The following is a 24,614-nucleotide window of genomic DNA, read 5'->3' on the forward strand; positions in this document are numbered from 1 at the left end:
TCATTCCAACACCGTGCCAGCCGGTAGGCGGGGTGTCGGGGTTCCCTCAGGGCCGTAGCCGAGGCGGATCAGCATCTGGACGAAGCCGGGCCGCTGGTGCGGGTCGCGGGCCTCCCAGCGCAGGTAGGGCCACTCCATCGCCTGGTGCAGCAGGGAGGCACGGACGCCGTGGACGGTGGCGGCGAGCAGCACGTGTTCCAGGGCGATGCCAGCCCGCAGCCAGTCCCCCGGGGTGTCGCGGCCGGTGGTGAGGACGGCGATGCGGGGCTCGCGCTCGAAGCGGGCCGGGGCCCGGTGCTCGGCGGCGTGGATGGCGGAGAAGTCGCGCATCGGCAGGCGGCCTGCCGCGTCCTGGGGGCCGAGCGCGTCGACCGGGATGCCGTAGGGCAGTGCGTCGCCGGTGCGGATCCAGCCGCGGCTCTCGGTGCGCTGGGCCTCGTCGGTGGTGTTGCGGCGCTCGGCCTCCGCGGTGAGGTGCAGCAGTCGGGCGGTCTCCGCCTCGTCGGGCAGGTGGAGCGCGGCGTCCTCGACCCGGGCCGCACTGCTCAGTTCGTCGAGCACGGCCTGCGGGACCGGTACGTCGGTGAAGGGTGTGCGGATGGAGTGCCGGCGCCAGATCGCCTCGTACAGCTTCTCGGTGCCGGGGGCCGGCGCGCTCGCCGGGGTGTCGAGTCCGACGGCGGCGACCAGCTCGGGTTCGGCGGGGTCGGGCAGCAGGCGTACCTCGGGTGCCCAGCCGAGGTGGCGGGCGGCGACCCGCAGGTTGAGGACGGCCGCGCCGACGGAGATGTGCAGCGCCCGGCCCTCGGGGTCGGCCGCGGGGAGGGCCCGGCTGCGGTCGGCCCGGACTTCCAGGGTCGAGGTGTCCGGCTGGAGCCGGAAGCGCCAGGGCTGGCTGTTGTGGATCGAGGGCGCCGCGACCGCCGCGGAGACGAGCTTCTCCAGCATGGGTGCGTCGAGGGCCGGGGTGGACATGACCGCCTCCAGGGATTCTGCGTCAGCCGGAGGCGGGCGGGTCACCGACGCCGCCGCGCAGGGTGGCCAGTCGGACCCGGTACTCGTCGGGGTCGATCTCGCCGCGGGCGAGGCGCTCGGCGAGCAGTCGTTCCGGTGTCGGCCGCGCAGCGGGCGGGGCCGTCGTCGGGGGCGGCACCGCGGGCCCGTGCGCGGCCGTGCGGCCCACGTACCGGACCAGCGCGATCACACCGAGGACCACCAGCGCCCAGAAGAGCAGCATGCTCACGGTCATCAGGCCGGTGGCCCAGCCGTTCACGCCGCCGTTGTTCCAGTACATCATCGCCGTCTCCTCAGCCGTGGCGGGAGGTCGATCACCTCCACGGTGCGGCCGGCACCCTCCGCCTCGCTTGGGCCGTTCGGGCCTCCTCCGGGCCCGCCCGGCCCCTCCGGCCCCGCCGGGCTCAGTGCGGGCGCTGATGGTGCTGCTCGGGATCGGCGTGGGCGGCGATGACGGCGGCCTGCAGGCGGCGTTCGACGCCCAGTTTCGCGAGCAGGCGCGAGACGTGGTTCTTCACGGTCTTCTCGGCGAGGTACAACTCCTGGCCGATCTGGCGGTTCGTCTTGCCCTCCCCCACCAGGGCGAGGATCTCCCGCTCACGCGGAGTGAGCGCGGCGAGCGCGGCGTCGGTCCCGCTCTCCTCGTGGTGGCGCAGGCTCTCCATCAGCTTGCGGGTGGTCGCCGGGTCGAGCATCGACTGGCCGGAGGCCACCGTACGGACCGCACCTACCAGTTCGGTGCCCTTGACCTGCTTGAGGACGTAGCCGGCCGCGCCGGCCATGATCGCGTCGAGCAGGGCGTCGTCGTCGTCGAAGGAGGTCAGCATCAGGCAGGCCAGTTCGGGCATCCGGTCACGCAGGTCCCGGCAGACGCTCACCCCGTCGCCGTCCGGGAGCCGGACGTCGAGCACCGCGACGTCCGGGCGCAGCGCCGGGACGCGGGCGAGGGCCTGGGCGCAGGTGCCGGCCTCGCCGACGACCTGCAGGTCCGGTTCGGCCTCCAGGAGGTCGCGCACCCCCCGGCGGACCACCTCGTGGTCGTCCAGCAGGAACACCCGTACGGGCTGGGGCGTGTCCATGGCCTGCTCCTGGGGTGCGCGGGGGCGCTGACACCACCGATTCTCCGCGCACGCCCGTGCCCGCGCAGCGCGTCAGCCGCGCGGGACGACGGCGACCGGGCAGCGGACGCGGCGGAGCACCGCTCGGGTGACCGGGCCGAGGCGGTGTCCCCTGCGGCCGAGGACGAGCAGACCGGCCGATCCGGCGGCCGCCACCAGCGCGTCGGCGGCCCGGGCCTGCCGGACGTCCGGGACGGCGGGCGGATCGGGCTCCCATGCCAGCAGGTCGGCCAGGGCTCGTTCCTGTTTCTCGGCCGCGAGCGCCCGCTCGGCGGCGGGGCGAAGTGGCCAGTCCCACGGTGGTGTCCAGGCGTGGACGACGCGCAGCGGGGCGTCCGCGGCCAGCGCGCTCAGGCGGGCGAAGGCGAGAGCCGCCTCCGCCGGGTCGTCGGTGTCGATCCCGGCCACCACCTCCCGCGGCACTCCGGCCGTGTCCGGGGGTTCCCGGACCAGGACGACCGGGCAGACCGCCCTGGCCGCGACGGCCACGCCGACCGAGCCGGGCAGGACGTGCGGAGCGGAGGAGCCGAGCGCCAGCAGCTCGGCCGGGGCCGCGGCGGCGGCCGCCCTGATCCCGGCGGGCGCGTGCTGGTCCAGCAGCGCGGTGTCGACGTGCAGCCCGTGGTGGCTCTCCCGGACCGACGCGGCGGCGTCGGCCACCATGTCGACCGCCCGGCCGCGCACCTCACCGACGCCGGGCAGTCCGGGCGCCGCGTGCTGCGGCCACGGCCAGGCGTACACCAGGCGCAGCCGCAGGCCGCGCCTGACGGCCTCGTCAGCGGCCCAGCGGGCGGCGGCGAGGCTCTCCGGGGAGCCGTCCACCGCGGCGAGCACGACCATGTCCACGCCTCCGCTCAGGCCGGGGCTGCGAGCCGGACCTCGACGCCGACCACACCGGGCACCGAGCCGACCAGCCGTTCCAGGACCGCCGCGGACACGGCGTCCGGCAGCTCGCCCGTCAAGGTGATCCGGCCGTCCTCGGACCGGACGTCGGTACCCACCCCGGCTCCGGGGCCGAGGGTGGCGACCAGTTCGAAGCGCACCCGGTCGGCGAGTTCGCGGTCGTCCTCGAGGTAGACCTTCAGCAGGTCGCCGCGGCTGACGATGCCGACGAGGTAGTCCTCCTCGTCGACCACGGGCAGCCGCTTCAGGTGGCCGCGCGCCATCGCTCGGGCAGCCTCGTTGAGCGGGCTGCCGGGGTGCACGGTGACCGCCGGGACGGACATCATCCGCCCGGCCGTCAGGGCGGCGGCGCGCGCGCCGTCGCGGTCCCCGGCAGCGAGCAGGTCGGCCTCCGAGACCACCCCGATCACCCGCCCGTCGCCGGTCAGAACCGGGACGGCGCTGACCCGCCAGCGTTGGAGGGTGTCGGTGACCTCACGGAAGTCCGCGTCGCGGCCGACGGCCACCACCGCGTGGGTCATGACGTCGGCGACGGTACTCGGTGTACGGGACATGACGGCCTCCTACGATGCCGCGCGGTAGGCGCGGGGGTGTTCCACGGAGCGGTCGGTGTCGTCCTCGGTCCAGTCCAGGGTGGCGTGGACGGCGACCACGCCGTCCACGGTGCGGCAGAGCCGTTCGGCGACGGGGACCAGGCTCCGCGACCTCAGCCGCCCGTTCAGGGTGACCACTCCGTTGTGCACCGCGACCTGGACCTCGCCGGGAACGACCCAGAGGGCCTCACCCAGCACGTCGTGCTTGATCTCGTCCCGGATCGCCGCGTCGTGGCGCAGGAAGACCTGCAGCAGGTCCCCGCGGCTGACGATGCCGACCAGGCGACCGACCTCGTCGACCACGGGCAGGCGCTTGACCTTGTGCCTGTCCATGGCGCGCGCCGCCTCGGGAACCGACCAGCCGGGACGGGCGGTGACGGCGGGGCTGGTCATCAGGCCGCCGGCCGTCTCCGCCTCGGCGCGGGCGCGGTCGCCCGCCGACAACCAGCGGCCGGGGTAGCGGCCCTCCGAGTCCGGCAGGACGGCCTCCTTGCGGATCAGGTCGGCCTCGGACACCAGGCCGAGCGGGCGGCCCTGGTCGTCGACCACGGGGATGGCGGTGACGTCGTTGCGGTGGAACAGCGCCGCAACCTCCTTGGCCGGCGTGTCGGGCCGGGCGGTGACGACCTCGCGGGTCATCACGTCGTTGACGCTGCGGTGCTGCATCGTCCTCACTCCTCCTGCGGGTGGTCCCGTCTTCACTGTCCGCCCGCCCGGAGCCGCCGGACAGGGCCGGTCGGGCCATGCCGTCGGGTCGCTCCGGCCCCAGGACAGTGCGGCCGGTCGGCAGGACGACGGGAACGCGCTGCGGATGTTCGACCCCGTCCCGCTGGACACCGACGTCGGGGGCCTCCGCGCCCACCGGTCGAGGCGGTCGCGCCGCGCACGCCCCCCGGACCGTCGGATCCACCGCCACCCGGGGTCGCGGTCGTGGACATCGTGCTCAGCGATTCCCGTCTGCGGACTTGCCGCGTTGTACGCGCGGCGGGCGGACACCACCGCATCCGTACGGGTGATGTCGCCGCCACGGGTCGAGCGGGCGCGGTACGCGCGCCTGCCGCGGGAGGTGCGGGACCGACCGGGTGACGCACCCGTCGGCGCGACGTGGAGGACGACGGCACCCGAGCCGCCGACGCGCCCAGCTCTGCTGCCGTCCCAGCCCTGACGAGGCGTCCGGTACCGCGGTTTCGGACCGCGTTCCCCGAGCGGGGTCCGCGGGTTCGATGCTCCCCCTCCGCGCGGCCGGGGATCGGCCGACCGTGGTGAGGGGCGGAGCCGGCCCCGTCAACCTGGCATATTCCGTCCGTCAGGACGGGCTTGAAAGCACCCCCGCGGATCGGCAGAGTGATGGCCAGTGAACCGGCACCATCGATACGAGGAGGATGCATGACGCAGACGCCCCGGTCGCGAGGTCCGTGGTCCGCTACCTCGGCCACTTCAGACTGGTGTTCGGGGCATTCGACTTCGCCGTGACGAGTGACGGCAACTGGTCCTTCCTCGAATGCAACCCCAACGGCCAGTGGGCGTGGCAACCGCCCGGGACCACCGACGAAATCGCCCACGCCCTCGCCGACGAGCTACTGAGAGGCCCTGACGCATGAGCACGTCCGAAGAGCTGCGCGCCGCCCTGGCGGCCGGCCTCGCCGAGAACGGCGCGCTGTCCGACCCGGCATGGATCAAGGCGGCCGAAGCGGTTCCCCGTGAGGTCTTCGCCGGGGCGTACTTCCTCCCGGTCGAAGGCAGCAACCCGACCGGCTACCGGGCGGTGCGGCGGGGAGACCCCGGCTGGCTGGAGGGGATCTACACCGACCAGACGCTCATCACCCAACTCGACGGTCGCACCGGAGCGGACGACGCGGGCGGGCAACCGGTGGTCGGCGCCCCGTCGTCCTCCTCCACCCTGCCCTCCCTCGTCCTCGGAATGTGGCAGCGGCTCGGAACGGACACCGGACACCGCGTCCTCGAGATCGGCACCGGTACCGGCTACTCGACCGCCCTCGGCGCACACCGGCTCGGGGACGCCAACCTCACCAGCATCGAGTACGACCCCGAGGTCGCCGAACGCGCCGCCGCCGCCCTTCGGACGGCCGGCTACGCGCCCCGCCTCGTCCTCGGCGACGGGCTGCGCGGCGACCCGGACGGCGGCGCCTACGACCGGCTGATCGCCACCTGCTCGGTCCGCTACCTGCCGATGCCCTGGCTCCACCAAGTGAAGCCGGGTGGGCGCATCCTGGTCACCCTGTCCGGCTGGAGCTACGCCTCGGGCCTGGCGGAGCTCACCGTGACCGGCCCGGGCGAAGCCACCGGCCGGTTCCTGCCCGGCTACACCAGCTTCATGATCGCCCGCCCGCACGACCGCCCGCCCCGCTCGACCGTCGCCATGCTGCCCGGCGACGAACGGCCGAGCCTGATCGACCCGGCCGTCATCGACACCTGGACCGGCAGCTGGGTCGCCCAGCTCGCCGCGCCCTCCGCCGAACGCATGGGCAGCGGCGCGACCCAGATCCTCTCCGACGTCGCCACCGGCTCCCAGGCCCGCACCACACCCTGTCCCGACGGGGGCTGGACCGTCACCCAGCGGGGCCCACTGCGGCTGTGGGACCGCGTCGAGGAGGCCGTACACCTCTGGCAGCAGGCCGGCGAGCCGCACCAGCAGGGCTTCGGGATCACGGTCTCACCTGCCGGGCAACGGGTGTGGATCGGTACGGAGGACGGTCCGGGCTGGGACCTGCCGATCTGAGCCGAGGCCGGGCTCCTAGCTTGACTCTTTCGGGGATCTTGGAGCTTTCCCGGTGTGCCAGCCTGGCCAGTGGGCATGCTCGGGGCTGATCGAAGACCGTGCAGTTGTCGAGGTGACACTTGTCGCTCTGTCCCCGCTCCGGCGAGCAAGTCCCTTGTCTGACCGCGCAGGTCGCGCGGGCGAGCAACCCGGGCGGCACGACGGCGATGTGGGTCAGAGACCGACTGGACGGGCCGCGCTGAACGACCTGCTGGTCGACTGCCCGCAGGCAGCCATTGACAAATTCAAGCTGACCGGTCATTTTGAATCTGAGGTGACGCCCATGGCGCCCCAGCTGGACGACCGGCCGACGTCCGATTCCGACGGGTGCGAGGGATCCCGCGCGCATGAGGAACACAAGGCGCCCGAGGAGCGATCCCCCCGCGCTGACACACCGACCTCTCCGCGCAGCACCCCGACGGCACCTACGAACGCAGTTGGAGCCTCGCCGAAGCCAACGCCGTGTTCCGCGCGCACCTGGCCCGGCGCGCCGCGCAACGCCTGGACACGGTCCCCCGGCGCGACACGCGACGCGGACGGCGACGAGTCGCTTACAGGTCCAACTGGGCTCATTCCACAGGCCGGTGGAACAGGTCGTCGTCGACCTGCCCCTCCAGCAGGCGCCCCATCTCGGCGGAGAAGGCGAGCAGGCCGGGCAGCGGCCGGTGCTGGACGACCGCCTTGACGATCCGCCCCTCCCCGTCGCGCACGAGGATGGTCGAGCCCAGCAGCGTGGTCCCGCCCAGGGCGGTCGCCTCCCACTCGACGTAGGTGCGGTCGCCGTGGTGCGCCTCGTGCGTGAAAACCAGCGACTCGTAGACCCTGCTCGCCGTTCCCATGATCAGCGCTACCTCCTCTCGCCCTCGGACCGGCCGGCTCAGTGTCGGCCCTTCCAGGACGACGTCCTGGGAGAAGGCGCCGGCGAAAGCGTCCTCCTCGCGGGCGGCGAACGCCCGCGTCCACGCGCCGCCCTCCACCCCGGGCGCCGTGTTCCCACCCGGCCGTTCCGTCGATTCACCCATGCCGCAACCCCCTGATCGTTCGCCTGTCCCGCTTCCATGACAGCAAGTACCAAGCAAATACTTTTCGCATCTTACGACCTTGGCAGCTCAAAGCGCCAGATGGCTTACACGAAAGAAGCAATAGCTGTATGGTTGTTTCACACCGCAACTCCCCCGAATCCCGGCTGGAGGAACAGCCCCATGGCTTCCCACCTCGGTTACGACGTGCTGGTCACACCCGGCGCGGAGCGCGCCGGAAAGTCCCTGCCGAACGGCGATCCGATCGTCTCCTCGCCTGTCTCCACCGTCCTGGTGTACGGGCGGGAGGAGGCGGTGCTGGTCGACCCGCCGTTCCTGGACTCCCAGATCGCGCAGGTGCGCGACTGGGTGGCCGCCTCCGGCAAGAAGGTCCGGTACGTCTTCGCCACCCACGGTCACGGCGACCACTGGTTCGGCACCGCCGCGCTGCTCCCCGGCTTCCCGGACGCCCGGGTCTACGCGACGCCGGGCACGATCGAGGTCATGCACCAGCAGGCCGCCGAGGGGCGGTCGGCCATGTGGGACGTCGACTTCCCCGGCCTGGTCCCGCCCTCCCCCGTGCTCGCCGAGCCGGTGCCCGACGAGGGGTTCCTGTTGGAGGGCGAGCTGCTGCGGGCCGTCGATGTCGGTCACACGGACACCGACCGCACCTCGGTGCTGCACGTGCCGCCGATCGGCCTGGTGATCGCCGGCGACGCCGTCTACAACGGCGTGCACCAGTACCTCCTGGAGGGCGGGGAGGGCGGACTGGAGTCCTGGCTGGAGGCGCTCGACGTGATCGAGGCGCTCGGTCCCCGCCACGTGGTCGCCGGCCACAAGAACGCGGCGCTGCCGGACGACCCCGCAACGATCGCCAGTACACGGGAGTACCTGCGGGACGTGATCCGCCTGCTGACGCAGAAGCCGACCGCCCGCGACTTCTACGAGGAGCTGCTGCGGCTCCACCCCGACCGCCTCAACCCGGGGCCGGTCTGGTACGGCGCCGTCGGCCTGCTGGGCGCCTGAGGCTGAAAGGGAAGGGAGAGTACCCATGGACATCGACTCGCGCACGCTGGACGCGAAAGCGGCGTACAAGCTGCTGATCGGCAGCATCATCCCGCGGCCCATCGCGTGGATCAGCACCCAGTCGGCGGCCGGCGTCGGCAACCTCGCCCCCGTCTCGTTCTTCACCTGCGTGGGGCGCAAGCCCCCGAAGGTCTCGCTGTCCATCCAGCCCAAGTCGGACGGGCTGTCGCTCAAGGACAGCTTCCTGAACATCCGTGACACCGGAGAGTTCGTCACGAACCTCGCGACGCTCCCGCAGATCGTGCCGCTGCACCGCAGTGCCATCGAGTTCGAGCCGGACGTGGACGAGTTCGACGCGGTGGGCGTCGAGAAGGAGCCGTCCACGCTGGTCACCCCGCCCCGGGTCAAGGGCGCGCCGGTCGCCCTGGAGTGCAGGGTGGACAAGATCTTCTCCGCCCCGGACGGACTGCACCACGTGGTGTGGGGGGAGGTCGTGAGCTTCCATGTCCGCGACGACATCTACGTCAACGGGCGGATCGACTTCGGCGCACTCGCCCCTGTCGGCCGTCTCGCGGCGGAGTACACCGTGGTCGACAACACCTTCGTTCCCCCGCTCACCGACGAGGTCGTGGCCGAGCGAATGGCGCGTCGGATGCGGCGGATCGACCGCCACGGGGAGGAGTACTCGGCGGTCGACGGACCGGGCTGGTCCGCCGCCGGAGCCGTCCGGGAGTGAACCCGGCGCGCAGCACGGCCGGCCCGCCCGGGCAGGGCAGCACGCCTGCCCGGGCGGGAACCGGAAGGCCCTCGGGAAGGACCGTCTAGGATCGGTTGTTCGACGTGCATGGGGCGGTCACCACCGCCCCGGGACAGGAAGGCGATGGGTTCCATGGACGCCATGTGGCAGGCGACCGGCCGGTACGAGCTCGCGTCGGCTCCCGGCGCGCTGGGTCTGGTCCAGGACCTGCTCAACACCCTACCGGCCGGCCGGCCCCGTAGGCCGGACCTGCTGGCGGACACCGACTCCGCGCAGGCCTGGGCGGACTCGGCGCTGGCCGCCTGGGCGGCCACGACACAACAGCCCTCTCCGAGGCCGCGCCTCCACGAGGAGGACCTGAGCCGGCTCCGCGACCTGCGCACGGCACTGCGAGACGCCCTGACGCCGCCGGCCGACGGAGCGCCGGAGCCGAGCGGGGACACCGGATCCCCCGTCGTGGAGACCGCACAGGCGGCGCTGGAACTGGACGCCACCGGCACGGTGCGCCTGGAGCCGCGCGGCGGCGGCGCGGGCTTCCTGGTCGCCACGCTGCTGCTGACGCTGTGGCAGGCCCGCAACAGCGGTGAAGACCGGCGGCTGAAACTGTGCCGCAACCCCCGGTGCGCGGTCGCCTTCTACGACCGCTCGCGCAACAACAGCGGCGCCTGGCACGACGTACGCACCTGCGGCAACGCCGCGAACCTGCGCGCGCACCGCGCGCGCAGGCGAGACGCCGCGGCAGCCGGGGCCTGACACCCCGGGTGCCGCGTCCGGTCACGACGTGCCCGACTCCCCGGTTCACCCCAGGTGTTCCCGGAACCAGGCGAGTGCTGCGCCGCTCGCCTGCTCGAACCGGGCGGTGTAGGGCGCGAAATGGCCGCCGGGGATCAGCTCCAGCCGCTTGGGTTCCAAGGCGCGTTCGTAAGCCGCGAGGGCGAGGTCGGTCACGGTGACGGTGTCGGCGAGGGCGACCACCATCAGCAGCGGCGTCGGGGAGACCCGGGCGATCCAGGTGCCGGGCTCGTACATGCGGGCCGCGCGGGTGGAGCGGATGGTGACCCGGTTCTCCCACGCGCCGTCGGGCACGGGCTGGAGGTAGAAGTCGACGGCTTCCTGCGTACGGTAGGACGCCGCCACCGCCCGGTCCCCGCCGACGACGGCCTGGGTGCGCGGAGCCTCGCCGCGCAGCTGGGCCCGCTCGTCCTCGTCGAAGGCCTCCTCCAGGGCGGCGACGGCCTCCGGGGCGATGCGGCGCAGGCCCTGCTCGTAGCCGCTGATGGTCGGCACCTGGGCGACCACGGCGCGCAGTCGGCGGTCGGTCGCGCCCAGCACGATGGCGTGGCCGCCGGCGTAGCTGGTGCCCCACAGGCCGATGCGGCCGGGGTCGACCTCGGGCCGGCTCTCCAAGTAGGAGATGGCTCGCCGCCAGTCGGCGATCTGCTGCCAGGGGTCGACGTCCTGACGCGGCAGGCCGTCGCTGTCCCCGAAGCCGCGGTGGTCGTGGAGCAGCACGACGAACCCGTTCTCGGCGAAGGTGCGCGCGAACGGTTCCAGACCGTGCTCCTTGACCCCGGCGTAGCCGTGGGCCATCGTGATCGCCGGGTGGGGGCCCGGCCCGTCCGGCAGGTGGAGCCAGCCCCGCAGCATCGCCCCCGCGTCGGCCTCGAACTCGACGTCTTGGCGTTCAACCATGGAAATCGCTCCCTTGGGCTTGTCGGGGTTCGGCCCCGGTGGAGGGGGGCCGGGTCGGCGGCGGGCGCCGGGTTCAGCCGAAGTGGATGTCGCTGAGGTCGATGGCGACCATGACCTGGCCGGGGACGGGACGCAGGTCGGCGTCGCGGTTGTAGGCGCGCCGCCGGGTGGGCAGCAGGATGCCGTCGGCCTCGACGGTGTCGTGGACGTACTGGGCGGCGGCGAGGCCGCCCGCGACGTCGACCTGGTAGTCGTGGCGGCGCAGCAGGCGGTCCGGGCCGAAGTAGAAGTCCTGGACGGTGCTGTGGCTGGCGAGGGCGGCGGGGAAGGTCGCGCGCAGGACGCGCCACTGTTCGCCGTCCTCGCGCCAGGGCCGGATCTCCTCGACGTCCACGCCGGGCGTCGCGAGCAGGAACGGGGTGGTCAGGTAGGTCCACAGGGCATAGCCGTTGAAGTACGCACGGTGCAGCGCGTCCCACGGGGTCTGCAGGACGTGTCCGTCGAAGGCCTTGCGCGGCTGTGTGCGCTCGGCGACCACGGTGCCGTCGGTCCGCTCGATCGCGACGCGGTCGGGGGTGAAGTCGGTCCGCTGGTCGGGGGCCCCGAACGGGGCGACCGAGGCGTGCTCCTCGTGCAGCCGCACCGTCATCTGCCGAGGCGTCGGGTCCTGCGGAAGCCCTTTGATCGCGAACAGGTCGCCGCCACTGACGATCGTCGCGTGGACGGAGCTGAACCGGCGCCAGCGGTCCATCCCGCCGTGGGCTTCGAGCACCTCGTCGAGCAGTGTGTTCATCTGCGCTCCTCCCGGCTTCGGCGATGGCGGGTACGGCCGTTGACCGGACATAAATATGGCCGGTCGTCTTGGTAGTGTCAAGGAACTCCGCCGCGAGCTCGCGCGGCCGGATCGGGCGGCAACTGCCCGGCATCCACGAACCGTTGGGAGCCATCATGACCTTCGACCACCCCTCGATCCGCACCCGGCTGGAGAACGGCGTCCTGTTCGCCACCCTCGATGCCGGCCCGCTCAACCTGATCGGCGTCGACCTGGTCCGCGCCCTGGCCGGGCTCGTCGACGCGCTGTACGCGGACCCCGGCGACGTGCGGGTCATCGTCTTCGACAGCGCCTCTCCCGAGTACTTCTCGGCACATGTGGACCTTGCGGCCGTTCCGCAGTACACCGCCGAGGCCGCGAAGGCCGGCGGCCCGGGCGACGCCTCGCTCGGCATGTTCCTGCACAGGCTGGCGCGGGTCCCGGTGATCACCATCGCCAAGGTGCGCGGCCGGGCCCGCGGTGGCGGCAACGAGCTGGCCCTGGCCTGCGACATGATCTTCGCCTCGCGACAGAACGCGGTCTTCGGACAGTTCGAGGTCGGAACCGGCGCCCTGCCCGGCGCCGGCGGCATTCAGCACCTGACCCGGCGACTGGGCCGGGCGCGGGCCGTCGAGGCCATCGTGGGCGCGGACGACTTCGACGCGGACCTCGCCGAGCGTTATGGCTGGATCAACCGCGCCCTGCCCGACGACGAGCTGGACGGCTTCGTCGAGCGGCTGGCCAAGCGCATCGCCGGCTTCCCGCCCGAGGGAGTCAGGGCCACCAAACGCGCCATCGGCGATCTCACGCTGGCAGAGCCCGCGCAGGTCCGCTCCGACGCTGCCGTCTTCCAGAGCCTCGTCGCCCTGCCTCAGACGCGCGAGCGCCTGGACCGCCTCGCGCGCCTGGGCCTCCAGACACCCGGCGACCTCGAGGCCGACCTGGGTGAGGCCGTCGGACAGCTCCCCCACTGGCCCGACGCCGACCGCACTGCTTGACATCTTGAAAGACGACCGGACATATTGAGAACGACAGAAGGAGTGTGCACCGTGCCGCGTCCCAGCATGCGCGAACATCTGCTCGAAGCCGCGCACGATCGCTTCCACGAGCACGGCTTCAACGGCGTCGGCATCAAGGACATCACCGACACCGCCGGCACCCCGAAGGGTTCGTTCTACAACCACTTCGACAGCAAGGAAGCCATGGCCGTCGAGGTCATGCGCCGCTACGCCGCATCGCGCGGGCTGGACATGCTCGCCGACAAGTCCGTTCCTCCCGTCGAACGCATCCGCGGCCACTTCGCCTACCTGATCGCGGACTTGGAGCGGTACGACTACGCTCGGGGCTGCATGTTCGGCAACTTCGGGGCGGAGCTGTCCACGCAGAGCCCCGCGGTCCGGGACGAGGTGGGCAACCGGCTCGGGCGCTGGGCCTCCGCGCTCGCCTCGGCGCTGGACGAGGCGAGCGCGGCCGGGACTCTGGCGAGCGAGGTGGACAGCGCGGTCCTGGCCCGATTCCTGGTGAGCGCGTGGGAGGGGGCGGCCATGCAGGCGAAGGTCGTCCGCGGCAGCGCGCCGTTGGACGACTTCCTCACCGTGTTCGATTCGCTGACCGCCTGACCCGGCGGCCGGCGCCGGGGACGGACGCCGGCCGTACCCGGGTCGGTTCAGCGGGACGTCGAAGGCCGTCTTCCGGTGGCTGAAGGATTCCAGGGAGTAGCGGCCGTACCAGTTGCCGACGTTGACGGTGCCGGAGGAGGTTTCGGCCGTGATCCGGGACTTCGTGGTGTCGTTCCCGGTGACGGCGTAGACGGCCAGCGGCTTGTCGCGGTCGTTGATGAAGCCGATGGCCTCGGTGAGGTCGGCGACCGTGAGCATCGGGCAAGATCGACCCGGCTGCTGACCCGGCTCGTTCCCGCGTCTCTCCAGCTAGGAGTTCCGGCCCCGTGCGGCGACGCGCCAGCGGCCCACGACCTCGCCGCCGCTGACGACCGCGACGTCGTCGACGAGGTTGACCGCCACGCAGACGTGGTTGGGGATCACCCGCAGCCGCTCGCCGAGGGCGGGCAGGTCGCCGCCGTCGGGCCAGACCACGGTGGCGTGGTGCTCGGACAGGGCCGTGATGCGGGCGTCGGGCTCGTCCATGAGCCGGCCGAAGCCCGTGGCCCACGCGGGCCGGTCGCCGCCGAGGACCTTGCTGCCCGCGTCCAGGACGATCCGCCGGGGTGCGGTGCCGTCTCCTTCGTGACGGCTGACGACGGTCGCCGCGACCGTCAGCGCGATGTCCGCGATCGCGCACCGTCCGAGTTCGAGCTGCTGGCCGTCACCGAACACGTAGACGCCCGGCCGTACTTCGGTGATCGCCGAGGGTCCCGCCAGCTCCGCGGTGGGGGTGGATCCGCCGCTCACCCGGGTGACGTCGAATCCCGCCGCGGTCAGCAGTTCGGCGGCCCGCCCGAGGGCCTGCTCCTCCTCCCGCGCCGCCTGCTCGGGCATGTCCGGCGCGTAGCCGTGGCCCGGGAACGTGAACACTCCCCCGACCCGGAACCCGGCGGCGGCGGCCGCGCGGGCCACCGCCACGGCCGCGGCCGGGAGGACACCGCTGCGGTGGTGGCCGCTGTCGATCTCCACCAGGACCTCGATGTCACCGGCCGCGTCGCCCAGCTGCCGACCGGCTGCCCCGACGGCTTCCGCGGAGTCCGCTCCGATCGCGATCCTGGCCCCGGCAGCGAGCCGCCGCAGCCGTTGCGCCTGACGGGGGCCGATCCAGAGCGGATAGGCGATGAAGAGGTCGGTGGCGCCGTGCTCGGCGAAGACCTCGGCTTCCCCGATGGTCGCCACCGTCAGCCCGACGGCCCCTGCGGCGAGCTGCAACTCGGCGATCTCCGGCATCTTGTGGGTCTTGGCGTGCGGACGCAGCCGCAGGCCCTTGGCCCGCAGCCCGGCCGCCATGCGGTCGACGTTGCGCCGGAGCACGTCCAGCTCGACCACGATGTCCGGGGTGTCGACGTCCTCGGGGACTCTGGTCATCGGCTTCCTCGTCGTCTCGGACCACGCCCGTGCGGGCGCGCGGGCACGGGCAAATCTGCCACATGCCGGCGCGCCGACTCGGTGCGGGTCCCGGGACCGGTCGGGCGGCGGGCAACAGGGCCGGGGCTGCCAGGCTCCGTCGACGGCCGAGGGCTGGGGCGCGTACGGCCGCACGGTGAGGGCCGCGCGTCGCCGGGCTCACTCCCCTTCGGCGGCCGCCGGGCGGCGCAGCCTGCGCAGGTAGGGGTCGAAGGACGGACGGCGTTCCAGGCGCACCCGGGCGTCCACGCAGACGGCGCCGTCGGGGCGCAGGATCACGGGGTTGAGATCGACCTCGACGAGTTCCGGGAAGTCGTCGGCGAGGCGGGAGAGCCGGGCCAGGACGGAGCGGACCGCCGTGAGGTCGACGGCGGGCGCCCCGGCGTGGCCCGACAGCAGCGGCGCGCTGCGCAGCTCGTCGACCATGGTGGTCAGGTCGCGTTCGCTCAGCGGGGCGAGCCGGGCGGACCGGTCGGCCAGGACGTCCGCGGCGGTGCCGCCCGCCCCGAGCACCACCAGCGGCCCGAAGACCCGGTCCTGGACGATGCCCGCGAGCAGCTCGACACCGGGCGCCGCCATCGGCTGGACCACCGCTCCGGCCAGTTGCGGACCGAACCGCTCGGCGAACTCGCGGTAGGCGTCGCGCACTTCGTCCTCGGCGCCCAGCCCGGTGCGGACGGCGCCGAGCGCGCTCTTGTGCAGCTGCCCGGGCCAGTAGGCCTTCAGGGCCACCTCGTGGTCGTGCCCGACCCAGCGCAGCCCGCGCGCGGCGGCGACCGCCGTGTGCTCGTCGCGGGCCCACACCGAGGTGGTCAGCGGCAGCCCGTACGCCTCCAGCAGGTCGGCGGTGGACAGCGGGTCGAGCCAGCCGCCGTCGGGGTGGGCGGTGAGGTGGCCGTCGATCAGGCTGCGGGCGGCGCGGCGGTCGCAGTCCGGGGCGTCGGCGGGCGGGGACGGGGCTTCGGCGAGCCGGCGGGCGCGGTCCCGGGCGTGGCCGAGGGCCCGGGCGGCGGCGACGGAGTCCGAATAGGCGGGCAGCACGCCGCCGTCGGCGCAGGTGCGGTAGCGAACGGGCACCTGCTGGTCGAGCAGCACGGCGGCGATCGGGACGCGGCGCCGGGCCGGGCCCTCCAGCAGGGCGCGCACCGGGTCCTGGGCGGGGGTGCTGCCCAGCGCCGTCGGCACCAGGCACACCAGGATCGCGTCGACGGCCTCCTCGCGTTCCAACGCCCTCAGGAAGAAGGTGAGTTCGTTCGGCCCGATGGCAGCCGTGGTGTCCACCGGGTTGCGGACGCAGGCTCCGGGCGGCAGCAGTTCGCCCAGTTCCGCCGGGAGCTCCGGCAGTTCCAGGCCTGCCTCGGCGCAGGCGTCCGCCGCGAGGATGCCGATGCCGCCGGCGTTCGAGACCACGGCGACCGCGCCGCGGGGGGCCGGCAGCGGCTGGGAGCGCAGCAGGGCGGCCGCCTCGACGAGTTCGTCGATGCTGCGGGTGGCCGTGATGCCCGCCTGCCGGAACAGCGCCTCCCGGGTGACGGTCGGGGTGGCGGCGGCCGCGGTGTGCGAGGCGGCGCCCCGGCGCCCGGCGGTGGAACGTCCGGCGTCGACGGTCAGGACCGGGACTCTCCTGGTCACCCGGCGGGCGGTGCGGGCGAAGGCCCGCGGGTTGCCGAAGGACTCCAGGTGGAGCAGCGCGAGGTCGGTGCGGCCGTCGGCCTCCCACCACTGGAGCAGGTCGTTGCCGCTGACGTCGTACTTGTCGCCGAGCGACACGAAGCTCGACACGCCGATGCCCAGCCAGGCCAGCCGCGACAGCAGGGCGATCCCCACGCCGCCGCTCTGCACGGCGACCCCGGCGCTGCCGGGCCGCGGGAAGGCGCCGCCGAACTCGGCGTCCAGCCGGACGGCGGGGTCGGTCTGCGCCATGCCGAGGCTGTTCGGTCCGACCAGCCGCATGCTGTGCCGGCGGCAGGCCCGCATCAGCCCGCGGGCCTCCTCGGCGCCCAGCCCGGAGGTGAGCACGACCAGGGCCCGCACCCCGGCGGCGCCGCACTCCTCGGCCGCCCCGGGGACGGCGCCGGCGGGCACGGCCAGCACGGCGAGGTCGGGCACGGCGGGCAGCACGCGGACGGACGGGTACGAGGTCTCGCCGTCGATCTCGCCGGCGTGCGGGTTGACCGCCCACACCGCACCGGCGAAGCCGCCCCGCCGGATCTTCCCGAAGACGGTCCGGCCGACCGAGCCCTCCCGCCGGGACACCCCGACCACCGCCACCGAGGCCGGGCGCAGCAGCGCGGCGAGGCTGGCCAGGTCGGCGGTGCGCCCGCGTTCGTCCACTGCCGAGCGGTAGCGCTCGTCGCCCTCGTCCAGCGGCACCCGGATCCTGACCTCGCCCTGCGCGTACCGGCGCTCGACGGGCAGGCCGAGGTCGGCGAAGACCTGGTGGACGGCGTGGTTGCCGCCCAGGGTGTCGGCCTCGAAGAAGCGGACGCCGACGGCCCGGGCGGCGTGCACCAGGTGCTCCAGCAGGAGGGTGGCGACGCCCCGGTGGTGCCAGTGGTCGGCCACCGCGAGGGCCAGTTCGGCCGTCTCGGGCGGGTCGTCCATCAGCTCGCAGTCCGCTTCTCCGAGCAGTTCCTCCCCCACCCAGGCGCCGAGCGCCAGCAGGTCGGTGCGCGGCGGCCCGCACAGCCGGTCGGCGGCCTGCCGCGGCGCGTTGCGGCTGACGCCGAAGAACCGCAGCCGGCGGCTCTCCTCGGACATCCCGGCGGTGTGCAGGTCGAGCACCGCCGGGTGGTCGTCCGGCCGCAGCGGCCGGAGTTCGACGGTCGTGCCGTCGGCCAGCAGGGCCTCGGCGCCGCCGAGCGGGTGGACGGTGGACATGGCACACCTCCTGTCTCCGTCTCCCAGGCTCCACGCCCACCCCCGGCCGATGGAAGGGCCGACCGGCCCGGGCCGGTCGGGCGGCGGCCCGGCGGCGCCGTGCGCAGACTGGAGGCAGGCCGGTCGGCACGGAGGTCAGGTCGTGGCAGCAGACCCACCCAGGGGGTATCCCGACATGCCGGACCCGTGGACCCTCCGGTACCGGGGCTTCGACCCGGTGGAGGAGGGCCTGCGCGAGGCGCTGTGCGCGGTCGGCAACGGCTACGTGGTCAGCCGGGGCGCCGCGCCGGAGTCGGCCGCCGACGGGGTGCACTACCCGGGGACGTACCTGGCGGGCTGCTACGACCGTGCGGAGTCAGTCGTCGCCGCCGGACACCTGGTGGCCAACGAGGACCTGGTCAACTGTCCGAACTGGCTGCCGCTGACCTTCCGCCCGGCCGGCGGTGGGTGGTTCGCCGGCCCGCCCGCCGAGCAGACGCTGGAGCTGGACCTGCGCCGGGGGCTGCTGACCCGCACCGCGCTGGTGGTCGACGGGCAGGGGCGGCGGACCCGCCTGGTGCAGCGCCGCCTGGCCAGCCAGGCCCGGCCGCACCTGCTGGCACTGGAGAGCATCCTCACCCCGGAGAACTGGTCCGGCCCGCTGGAGGTCCGCTCGGGCCTGGACGGCCGCGTCGCCAACGCCGGGGTCGCCCGCTACCGGGGGCTGGCCGAACGCCACCTCGTCCCGGCCGGTCAGGGGGTGGACGAGAGCGGTCTGCTCCGGCTCGAAGCCGACACGGTCAACTCGCCGCTGCGGATCGCCCTGTGCGCCCGGACCGAGGCCGACCGCGAGCACGCCCGGACGGCCGAGGTCCGCGACGGGTGGGCGGCCCACCTCCTCACCGTGGAGGCCACCCCCGACCGCCCCGTCACCGTGACGAAGACCGTGGCCGTGCACACCTCCCGCGACCGGGCCGTCGAGGCTCCGCTGCTCGCCTCCCGGCTGCTCGCCGCCGAGGCCGGGGAGTTCGACCGGCTGCTCGCCGAACACGCTCTGCGCTGGGCGGAGTTGTGGCGCCGCTGCCGGATCGAGGCGGACTTCGACGGGGCCGGCCCGCTGCACCTGAACCTGTTCCACCTGCTCCAGACCTACTCGGAGCACTCCGTCGACCTGGACGTCGGCATCCCGGCCCGGGGGCTGCACGGGGAGGCGTACCGGGGGCACGTCTTCTGGGACGAGCTGTTCGTCCTGCGGCTGCTCAACCTCCGTTTCCCGGAACTCGCCCGCGCCGTGCTCCGCTACCGCCACCGCCGCCTCGACGCGGCCCGACGCCAGGCCCGGGCCCTCGGGTTGCGCGGCGCGGTCTACCCGTGGCAGAGCGCCCGCGACGGCCGCGAGGAGTCCCAGCGGCTGCACCTCAACCCGCTGTCCGGCCGCTGGCTGCCCGACCACAGCCACCTCCAGCGGCACGTCGGCTCCGCCGTCGCGTACAACATCTGGCAGTACTACCAGTCCACCGGGGACCGGGACTTCCTCGCCACCGCCGGCGCCGAGACGCTGCTGGAGATCGCCCGGTTCTGGTCCTCCGCCGCCGTCCACGACCCGACCCGGGGGCGCTGGTCCATCCGCGGGGTGGTCGGCCCCGACGAGTACCACGACGCCTACCCGTGGGAGACCCGGCCGGGCCTGGACGACAACGCGTACACCAACGTCCTGGCCTCCTGGGTGCTGGCCCGCGCCCAGGACGCCCTGGACGTCCTGCCCGGCTACCGACGCGACGAGCTGCGCGAGCGCCTGGCGCTCGACGCCGCCGAGCTCGACCGCTGGCAGGAGGTCGGCCGACACCTGCACGTCCCGTTCCACGACGGCGTCCTGAGCCAGTTCGACGGCTACGAGCGCCTCGCCGAACTCGACTGGCCCACCTACCGGCGCCGTTACCCCGACCTGCGCCGACTCGACCGGATCATGGAGGCCGAGGGCGACACCGTCAACCGCTACAAGGCCTCCAAACAGGCCGACGCGCTGATGCTCTGGTACCTCTTCTCCGCCCGTGAGGTCCGCGACCTGCTGCGCCGCCTCGGCCACCCCGCCGGCCACGAACTGCTGCGCCGCACCACCGACTACTACCTGCGGCGCACCGTCCACGGCTCGACCCTCAGCTCGGTGGTGCACGCCTGGGTGCTCACCCGCTGCGACCGCCGCGCCTCCTGGCACCACTTCCGCGACGCCCTGGTCGCCGACCTCAGGGACAGCCAGCACGGCACCACCGCCGAGGGTGTCCACCTGGGCGCCATGGCAGGCGCCGTGGACCTGCTGCAGCGCTGCTACACCGGCCTGGAGGTCCGCGAGGACGCCCTCTGGCTGGATCCCCGGCTGCCCTCCGCCCTCGGCCGGCTGGAGCTGGACCTGCGCTACCGGGGCCACTGGGGCCTCACGATCGCCGTCGACCGCCGCACCGTCACGGTCAGCCTGCGCGAGGACCGTCAGGAGCCGGTCCGGATCTGGCTGCGGGGCAGCATGGCAACGGTCCGGCCCGGCGAGGCGAGGCTCTTCCACCTCTGAGCGACGGGGCCCTCGGAAGACGCGGTCCCGGAACACGCGACCTCGGAAGCGGCCCGCTCACCGCCGCCCGGACCAGCGCGGCTCCACCTGCTCCCATGCGGACTCCCAGTCCCGCTCGGCCCGGCGGTCCAACCGGCGTCGGCGCAGCGCGAACCAGCCGTCCGCCCCGAGCGCGAGCACCAGGACCGTGCCCAGGCCCGCCAGGACGGCGTCCGCGACGATCAGTTCGCTCGACCGGGGCGCGTCGACCGGCTGTCCGGCGCCGTTCAGCCCGACCGCCACGGCCGTCCCGGCCGGCGTGCCCGCCGGCACGGAGACCTGGCCGGCTTCCGGCCCCACCGGGTACGTCCAGCGGGCCGGGGCCTGCTCCCGCACGCGGCCCGCACGCGGGTCGACCGACTGGGCCGGGCCCGTGGTCACGGCGGTGACGACGTGCCGGTCGCGGGCGGCGTCCCGCGCGTCCGCCGTCTCCACGTGGTGGACGAGCAGCGCCGCCACCGCCGCCAGGACGATGGAGGCGAGCGCCGTCAGGACCGCCGACGCCACCAGGCGGCTGTACGCACGGTCGACCGGCCGGCAGAGCGGGTTGTGGTCCCGACCGGCGGCCCGGCGCACGTGCCCGCGCAGGGTCGTGTGCGAGGCGGGACGCCTGTGCGTGGCGGCTGCGGCGGACATGACGCGTCTCCTCGGTGCCGGAACGGCTCTGTCTCACCGATCAGTCTTCCGGGCCCGCCGGCCGCCGCCGAGGGCCTGACGGCCCTGCTCCTCTGGGCCCCCGGGCCGCGGTCCACCGGCCGCTGGTCCCGGACCGGGCCGACCCGGTCCCGTCCCCGGGGACCGTCCGGCCCCTGCCGAAACGCTCGTTCGGTGGTGCCATGGAAGTACGAACGGCCGGGGCCACGGGCCCGGGCCCCGCACCGAGCCAGGGAGGCGGGCATGAAAGCCGCCGTGGGAGACCGCATCATCGTCCAGGGCACCCGGCCGGGCGCGGCCCGCAGGGACGGCGAGATCGTCGGCCTGCACCACCCGGACGGCAGCCCGCCGTACGACGTCCGCTGGTCCGACGACGACCGGGTCACCGAGTACTTCCCCGGCCCGGACGCCCGGATCCACCACTTCGCCCACGAGCCCGCCGCCCCGGACCGCGTACCGCCGAACCCGCACCTGTTCGCCGACTGACGGGCCGCCCTCGTGACCGTCACCGTCGATCCGCGCACGCGTGGGCTGACCGGCGCCGAGGCCGCCCGACGGCTCGCCGAGCACGGCCGCAACGAGGTCGCCGCCGACCGCCGGGTACCGCTGTGGGCCCGGGTGGTCGCCCAGTTGCGCGACCCGCTGATCACCGTGCTGCTCGCGGCCGTCGCCCTGACGCTGGCCATCGGCGACCACCCGGACGCGGTGGTCATCGCCCTGGTGATCGTGGTCAACACCACCGTGGGCGTGGTCCAGGAAGTCCGGGCGGAGAGCGCCGTCGCGGCGCTGTCCCGGCTCTCCGCCCCGGCGGCCCGGGTGGTGCGCGACGGAGAACCGCGCAAGGTGCCCTCGGCCGAGGTCGTCCCGGGCGACGTGGTGGCGCTCGCCGAGGGGGACATCGTGCCGGCCGACGCCCGGATCCTCGATGCCGCCGCCCTGCTGCTCGACGAGTCGATGCTGACCGGCGAGTCCCTGCCGGTGGCCAAGGAGGCCGAGGACGGCGTGCTGTGGGCGGGCACGGTCGTCCTGCGCGGCCGGGCCGTGGCCAGGGTCACCGCCACCGGCGCGGACAGCGCGCTCGGCCGGATCGCCGCGCTGCTGCGCCCCCGGCCCGAACCCACCCCGCTCCAGCGGCGGCTGGCCGGGCTCGGCCGGGTGCTGGCGGCGGTGGCCGTGGGCCTGTGCGCGCTGGTCTTCGTCCTCGGCTTGGTCCGGCACCAGCCGCCCGGCGAGATGGCGGTCACCGCGATCAGCCTGGCGGTCGCCGCGGTGCCGGAGTCGCTGCCCGCCGTCGTCACGCTCGCCCTCGCCCTCGGCGCCCGCCGGATGGCCGCCCGCCGCGCCGTCGTCCGGCGGCTGCCGGCCGTGGAGACGCTCGGCTCGGTCACCGTGCTGGCCACCGACAAGACCGGCACCCTCACCGAGGGCCGGATGGTGGTCGAGCGCCTCTGGACGCCGCACTCCACGGCGACCGTGACGGGCCTCGGCTACGGGCCCACGGGCGAGGTCCGGATCGACGGGGCCGCCCCCGGTGAAGCGGATGCGCTGCTCACCGCCGCCGTCCTGTGCAACGACGCGGAGCTGCGCCCGCCCGCGGAGGGGGACACCGAGTGGCGGGCCCTCGGCGATCCCACCGAGGCCGCCCTGCTGACCGCCGCCGGCAAGGCGGGGCTGGACCACGAACGGCTGCGGGCCGACCTCCCCCGGGTCGCCGAGACGCCGTTCGACAGCACCCGCAAACGGATGAGCACCCTCCACCGCGGGCCCGACGGCACCCTGTCGGCCTGCCTCAAGGGCGCCCCGGAGGCCGTCCTCGACCCCGTCGTCCTCGCCGAGCCCCCGGAGCTGCTGGAACGGGCCCGGCACGCGGCCGCCGACCTCGCCGCCGAGGGCTACCGGGTGCTCGCCGTGGCGCGGCGGGACGTCGACCACGTGCCCGACCCTCCGGAGGCGGCCGAGCACCGCATGCGGCTGCTCGGCCTGACCGCGATGGCCGACCCGCCCAAGCCGTCCGCGGCCGCCACCCTGGCCGCCTGCCGTCGGGCCGGCATCCTGCCTGTCCTGATCACCGGCGACCATCCCGCCACCGCCCGCGCCCTGGCCGTCCGGATCGGGCTGCTGGACGCGTCCGCCGGAGCCGGGGCGGTCGCGACCGGGCGGGACCTCGTCACCGGCGCGGTCACCGACCCGACCGGTACCCGGGTGTTCGCCCGCACCGATCCCCGGCAGAAGGTCGACATCGTCCAGGCCTGGCGCACCCGGGGCGCCGTCACCGCGATGACCGGCGACGGCGTCAACGACGGCCCCGCCCTGCGGCAGGCCGACATCGGCGTGGCCATGGGTCGGCGCGGCACCGAGGTCGCCCGCCAGGCCGCCGACCTGGTCCTCGCCGACGACGAACTCGCCACCGTGGTCGGCGCGGTGGAGGAGGGCCGCCGGGTCTACGACAACATCCGCCGCTTCCTGGTCTTCGGCCTGGCCGGCGGCGGCGCCGAGATCCTGGTGATGCTGGCCGGCCCGCTGTTCGGCCTCGCCCTGCCCCTGCGCGCCGGCCAGATCCTCTGGATCAACCTGCTCACCCACGGCCTGACCGGCGTGGCCATGGGCGCGGAGCCGGTCTCCCCCGGCGCGATGTCCCGGCCCCCGCGCCCACCGGACCAGCACATCCTCGGCTCCGGCGTCTGGCAGCGGGTGCTGCTGCTCGGCCTCGTCGTCGCGGCCGCGTCCCTCGGCGCGGCGCTCCGGGCCCACGACGACGACCGGCCCTGGCAGACCGTCCTGTTCCTCGCCCTGCTGGCCGCCCAGCTCGGCACCGTCCTGGGCCTGCGCGACCGGCTGCTGACCCGCGCGAACCCCTTCCTTCCGCTGGCCGTCCTCGCCTCCGCCGCCCTCGCCGTGGCCGCCCTCTACCTGCCCTTCCTGCGCGACGTCCTCGCCACCGAACCGCTCGGCTGGGCCGACCTCGCCGCCCCCGTGGCCGCCGGACTCGTCGGCTTCGCGGCCGCCCGGCTGTACGGGCCCGGAGACTGACGTCCCCGTCGGCCGGGCCCGGCCGGCGGCGTCCCGGCCCGTCCGCCACCGGCCTGCGCGGACGTGCCCGTCCTGCCGACCGGTCCGGGCCGAACGGCCCAAGTCGGCGGTGGAATTCGGGCGCAAGACTGGAGACGACGGAAGGTGGAGACCATGCACACCGTGATCGTGTACGAGAGCATGTACGGCAACACCCGGGAGGTCGCCGAGGCGATCGCCGAGGGCGTGCACCAGGCCGATCCCGGGGCGGCCGTCGACTGCATCCCGGTGGCCGAGGCCCGCGCCGACGTCACCCGGACCGCGGACCTGCTGGTGGTCGGCGGCCCGACCCACATGCACGGCATGTCCTCCGGGCTCAGCCGCCGGATGGCCGCCACGGCCGAGGGGCACAAGGAGGGCGCGGACGAGAAGGCGGCCGAGGCGCGGGAGACGGTCGAGGGTCCGGGCCTGCGGGCCTGGTTCCACGACCTCCCGGAGACCGAGTCCGGCACCCATGCCGCCGCGTTCGACACCCGGATCGACATGGCCCGGGCCGGAGGCGCGGCCAAGGGCATCGCCCACCGGCTCTCCCACCACCGCTACGACGTGGTCGTCGAACCCGAGGGCTTCATCGTGGAGGACAACGACGGGCCGCTGCGCACCGGTGAACTCGACCGTGCCCGCGCCTGGGGCGCGAGCCTGGTCTGATC

At 74.2% G+C, this 24,614-nt stretch carries 23 protein-coding genes; 11 read left to right on the forward strand and 12 right to left on the reverse strand.

Annotated elements, in window-relative coordinates:
• The 6 genes from ACWDBB_RS17805 to ACWDBB_RS17830 form a co-directional block, all read right to left on the reverse strand.
• On the reverse strand, positions 1-975 hold the full coding sequence (locus ACWDBB_RS17805; protein ID WP_449790477.1) for an Acg family FMN-binding oxidoreductase: 975 nt from the start codon (positions 973-975) through the stop codon (positions 1-3).
• Between the two features lie 22 nt (positions 976-997).
• Positions 998-1,297 (reverse strand): SHOCT domain-containing protein, encoded by a 300-nt coding sequence (locus ACWDBB_RS17810; protein ID WP_449790478.1) that lies wholly within the window; start codon positions 1,295-1,297, stop codon positions 998-1,000.
• A 121-nt stretch (positions 1,298-1,418) separates the two neighbouring features.
• On the reverse strand, positions 1,419-2,093 hold the full coding sequence (locus ACWDBB_RS17815; protein WP_449790479.1) for a response regulator: 675 nt from the start codon (positions 2,091-2,093) through the stop codon (positions 1,419-1,421).
• Between the two features lie 72 nt (positions 2,094-2,165).
• On the reverse strand, positions 2,166-2,972 hold the full coding sequence (locus ACWDBB_RS17820) for a universal stress protein (protein WP_449790480.1): 807 nt from the start codon (positions 2,970-2,972) through the stop codon (positions 2,166-2,168).
• 14 nt (positions 2,973-2,986) lie between these two features.
• Positions 2,987-3,589: a CBS domain-containing protein gene (locus ACWDBB_RS17825; protein WP_449790481.1), complete on the reverse strand. Its 603-nt coding sequence runs from the start codon at positions 3,587-3,589 to the stop codon at positions 2,987-2,989.
• Between the two features lie 9 nt (positions 3,590-3,598).
• The gene (locus tag ACWDBB_RS17830) at positions 3,599-4,294 is read right to left on the reverse strand and encodes a CBS domain-containing protein (RefSeq protein WP_449790482.1); all 696 of its coding nucleotides are present in this window, start codon (positions 4,292-4,294) and stop codon (positions 3,599-3,601) included.
• A gap of 716 nt (positions 4,295-5,010) precedes the next feature.
• On the opposite strand from ACWDBB_RS17830, the gene ACWDBB_RS17835 reads away from it, so the two are divergent.
• Together ACWDBB_RS17835 and tgmC are read left to right on the forward strand one after the other, a co-directional pair.
• On the forward strand, positions 5,011-5,229 hold the full coding sequence (locus ACWDBB_RS17835) for a hypothetical protein (protein ID WP_449790483.1): 219 nt from the start codon (positions 5,011-5,013) through the stop codon (positions 5,227-5,229).
• Positions 5,226-6,368, forward strand: coding sequence for an ATP-grasp peptide maturase system methyltransferase (gene tgmC / locus ACWDBB_RS17840; protein WP_449790484.1), 1,143 nt, complete (start codon positions 5,226-5,228; stop codon positions 6,366-6,368). Before ACWDBB_RS17835 ends, tgmC begins: the two co-directional genes overlap by 4 nt.
• Positions 6,369-6,976: 608 nt before the next feature.
• Here tgmC and ACWDBB_RS17845 read toward each other — a convergent pair.
• Complete coding sequence (locus ACWDBB_RS17845) at positions 6,977-7,429, reverse strand: nuclear transport factor 2 family protein (RefSeq protein WP_449790485.1); 453 nt, start codon at positions 7,427-7,429, stop codon at positions 6,977-6,979.
• Positions 7,430-7,609: 180 nt separating this feature from the next.
• On the opposite strand from ACWDBB_RS17845, the gene ACWDBB_RS17850 reads away from it, so the two are divergent.
• From ACWDBB_RS17850 to ACWDBB_RS17860, 3 genes are all read left to right on the forward strand, one after another.
• Complete coding sequence (locus ACWDBB_RS17850; protein WP_449790486.1) at positions 7,610-8,452, forward strand: MBL fold metallo-hydrolase; 843 nt, start codon at positions 7,610-7,612, stop codon at positions 8,450-8,452.
• A gap of 25 nt (positions 8,453-8,477) precedes the next feature.
• Entirely contained in the window at positions 8,478-9,188 is a 711-nt protein-coding gene (locus ACWDBB_RS17855; RefSeq protein ID WP_449790487.1) for a flavin reductase family protein, read from the forward strand.
• Between the two features lie 144 nt (positions 9,189-9,332).
• A complete protein-coding gene (locus tag ACWDBB_RS17860; RefSeq protein WP_449790488.1) occupies positions 9,333-9,962 on the forward strand; it encodes a CGNR zinc finger domain-containing protein in 630 nt (209 codons plus the stop codon).
• A gap of 45 nt (positions 9,963-10,007) precedes the next feature.
• Here the strand turns inward: ACWDBB_RS17860 and ACWDBB_RS17865 are convergent, their stop codons facing one another.
• Positions 10,008-10,901, reverse strand: a complete 894-nt coding sequence (locus ACWDBB_RS17865; RefSeq protein ID WP_449790489.1) for an alpha/beta hydrolase — start codon at positions 10,899-10,901, stop codon at positions 10,008-10,010.
• Between the two features lie 73 nt (positions 10,902-10,974).
• Positions 10,975-11,694 (reverse strand): hypothetical protein, encoded by a 720-nt coding sequence (locus ACWDBB_RS17870; protein ID WP_449790490.1) that lies wholly within the window; start codon positions 11,692-11,694, stop codon positions 10,975-10,977.
• Between the two features lie 155 nt (positions 11,695-11,849).
• Here ACWDBB_RS17870 and ACWDBB_RS17875 point away from each other — a divergent pair, with 155 nt between their 5' ends.
• Both ACWDBB_RS17875 and ACWDBB_RS17880 read left to right on the forward strand, forming a co-directional pair.
• Positions 11,850-12,710: an enoyl-CoA hydratase/isomerase family protein gene (locus ACWDBB_RS17875; protein ID WP_449790491.1), complete on the forward strand. Its 861-nt coding sequence runs from the start codon at positions 11,850-11,852 to the stop codon at positions 12,708-12,710.
• Positions 12,711-12,761: 51 nt separating this feature from the next.
• The gene (locus ACWDBB_RS17880; RefSeq protein WP_449790492.1) at positions 12,762-13,331 is read left to right on the forward strand and encodes a TetR family transcriptional regulator C-terminal domain-containing protein; all 570 of its coding nucleotides are present in this window, start codon (positions 12,762-12,764) and stop codon (positions 13,329-13,331) included.
• A 309-nt stretch (positions 13,332-13,640) separates the two neighbouring features.
• Here ACWDBB_RS17880 and ACWDBB_RS17885 read toward each other — a convergent pair whose 3' ends face one another.
• Both ACWDBB_RS17885 and ACWDBB_RS17890 read right to left on the reverse strand, forming a co-directional pair.
• A complete protein-coding gene (locus tag ACWDBB_RS17885; protein WP_449790493.1) occupies positions 13,641-14,741 on the reverse strand; it encodes a D-TA family PLP-dependent enzyme in 1,101 nt (366 codons plus the stop codon).
• A 198-nt stretch (positions 14,742-14,939) separates the two neighbouring features.
• Complete coding sequence (locus ACWDBB_RS17890) at positions 14,940-17,660, reverse strand: bifunctional acetate--CoA ligase family protein/GNAT family N-acetyltransferase (protein ID WP_449790494.1); 2,721 nt, start codon at positions 17,658-17,660, stop codon at positions 14,940-14,942.
• Between the two features lie 175 nt (positions 17,661-17,835).
• Here ACWDBB_RS17890 and ACWDBB_RS17895 point away from each other — a divergent pair, with 175 nt between their 5' ends.
• Positions 17,836-20,202 (forward strand): glycoside hydrolase family 65 protein, encoded by a 2,367-nt coding sequence (locus ACWDBB_RS17895; RefSeq protein WP_449790495.1) that lies wholly within the window; start codon positions 17,836-17,838, stop codon positions 20,200-20,202.
• A gap of 57 nt (positions 20,203-20,259) precedes the next feature.
• On the opposite strand, the gene ACWDBB_RS17900 is transcribed toward ACWDBB_RS17895, so the two are convergent.
• Entirely contained in the window at positions 20,260-20,877 is a 618-nt protein-coding gene (locus tag ACWDBB_RS17900) for an Rv1733c family protein (RefSeq protein ID WP_449790496.1), read from the reverse strand.
• 261 nt (positions 20,878-21,138) lie between these two features.
• Between ACWDBB_RS17900 and ACWDBB_RS17905 the strand changes: the two genes are divergently transcribed.
• From ACWDBB_RS17905 to ACWDBB_RS17915, 3 genes are all read left to right on the forward strand, one after another.
• A complete protein-coding gene (locus ACWDBB_RS17905) occupies positions 21,139-21,381 on the forward strand; it encodes a DUF1918 domain-containing protein (RefSeq protein ID WP_449790497.1) in 243 nt (80 codons plus the stop codon).
• Between the two features lie 12 nt (positions 21,382-21,393).
• Positions 21,394-23,925, forward strand: coding sequence for a cation-translocating P-type ATPase (locus ACWDBB_RS17910; RefSeq protein WP_449790498.1), 2,532 nt, complete (start codon positions 21,394-21,396; stop codon positions 23,923-23,925).
• Positions 23,926-24,078: 153 nt separating this feature from the next.
• On the forward strand, positions 24,079-24,612 hold the full coding sequence (locus ACWDBB_RS17915; RefSeq protein ID WP_449790499.1) for a flavodoxin family protein: 534 nt from the start codon (positions 24,079-24,081) through the stop codon (positions 24,610-24,612).
• Positions 24,613-24,614: the final 2 nt, after the last annotated feature.

It is taken from the genome of Kitasatospora sp. NPDC001095 (assembly GCF_053598615.1).

Bases quoted from the DNA above. Each gene is read 5' to 3' on its own strand.
- ACWDBB_RS17905 (WP_449790497.1), top strand. From the start codon at position 21,139: ATGAAAGCCGCCGTGGGAGACCGCATCATCGTCCAGGGCACCCGGCCG.
- ACWDBB_RS17875 (WP_449790491.1), top strand. From the start codon at position 11,850: ATGACCTTCGACCACCCCTCGATCCGCACCCGGCTGGAGAACGGCGTC.
- ACWDBB_RS17820 (WP_449790480.1), bottom strand. From the start codon at position 2,972: ATGGTCGTGCTCGCCGCGGTGGACGGCTCCCCGGAGAGCCTCGCCGCC.
- ACWDBB_RS17915 (WP_449790499.1), top strand. From the start codon at position 24,079: ATGCACACCGTGATCGTGTACGAGAGCATGTACGGCAACACCCGGGAG.
- ACWDBB_RS17815 (WP_449790479.1), bottom strand. From the start codon at position 2,093: ATGGACACGCCCCAGCCCGTACGGGTGTTCCTGCTGGACGACCACGAG.
- ACWDBB_RS17860 (WP_449790488.1), top strand. From the start codon at position 9,333: ATGGGTTCCATGGACGCCATGTGGCAGGCGACCGGCCGGTACGAGCTC.
- ACWDBB_RS17870 (WP_449790490.1), bottom strand. From the start codon at position 11,694: ATGAACACACTGCTCGACGAGGTGCTCGAAGCCCACGGCGGGATGGAC.
- ACWDBB_RS17855 (WP_449790487.1), top strand. From the start codon at position 8,478: ATGGACATCGACTCGCGCACGCTGGACGCGAAAGCGGCGTACAAGCTG.
- ACWDBB_RS17890 (WP_449790494.1), bottom strand. From the start codon at position 17,660: ATGTCCACCGTCCACCCGCTCGGCGGCGCCGAGGCCCTGCTGGCCGAC.
- ACWDBB_RS17885 (WP_449790493.1), bottom strand. From the start codon at position 14,741: ATGACCAGAGTCCCCGAGGACGTCGACACCCCGGACATCGTGGTCGAG.
- ACWDBB_RS17810 (WP_449790478.1), bottom strand. From the start codon at position 1,297: ATGATGTACTGGAACAACGGCGGCGTGAACGGCTGGGCCACCGGCCTG.
- ACWDBB_RS17835 (WP_449790483.1), top strand. From the start codon at position 5,011: ATGCATGACGCAGACGCCCCGGTCGCGAGGTCCGTGGTCCGCTACCTC.
- ACWDBB_RS17900 (WP_449790496.1), bottom strand. From the start codon at position 20,877: ATGTCCGCCGCAGCCGCCACGCACAGGCGTCCCGCCTCGCACACGACC.
- ACWDBB_RS17895 (WP_449790495.1), top strand. From the start codon at position 17,836: ATGCCGGACCCGTGGACCCTCCGGTACCGGGGCTTCGACCCGGTGGAG.
- ACWDBB_RS17865 (WP_449790489.1), bottom strand. From the start codon at position 10,901: ATGGTTGAACGCCAAGACGTCGAGTTCGAGGCCGACGCGGGGGCGATG.
- ACWDBB_RS17830 (WP_449790482.1), bottom strand. From the start codon at position 4,294: ATGCAGCACCGCAGCGTCAACGACGTGATGACCCGCGAGGTCGTCACC.
- tgmC (WP_449790484.1), top strand. From the start codon at position 5,226: ATGAGCACGTCCGAAGAGCTGCGCGCCGCCCTGGCGGCCGGCCTCGCC.
- ACWDBB_RS17825 (WP_449790481.1), bottom strand. From the start codon at position 3,589: ATGTCCCGTACACCGAGTACCGTCGCCGACGTCATGACCCACGCGGTG.
- ACWDBB_RS17805 (WP_449790477.1), bottom strand. From the start codon at position 975: ATGTCCACCCCGGCCCTCGACGCACCCATGCTGGAGAAGCTCGTCTCC.
- ACWDBB_RS17850 (WP_449790486.1), top strand. From the start codon at position 7,610: ATGGCTTCCCACCTCGGTTACGACGTGCTGGTCACACCCGGCGCGGAG.
- ACWDBB_RS17845 (WP_449790485.1), bottom strand. From the start codon at position 7,429: ATGGGTGAATCGACGGAACGGCCGGGTGGGAACACGGCGCCCGGGGTG.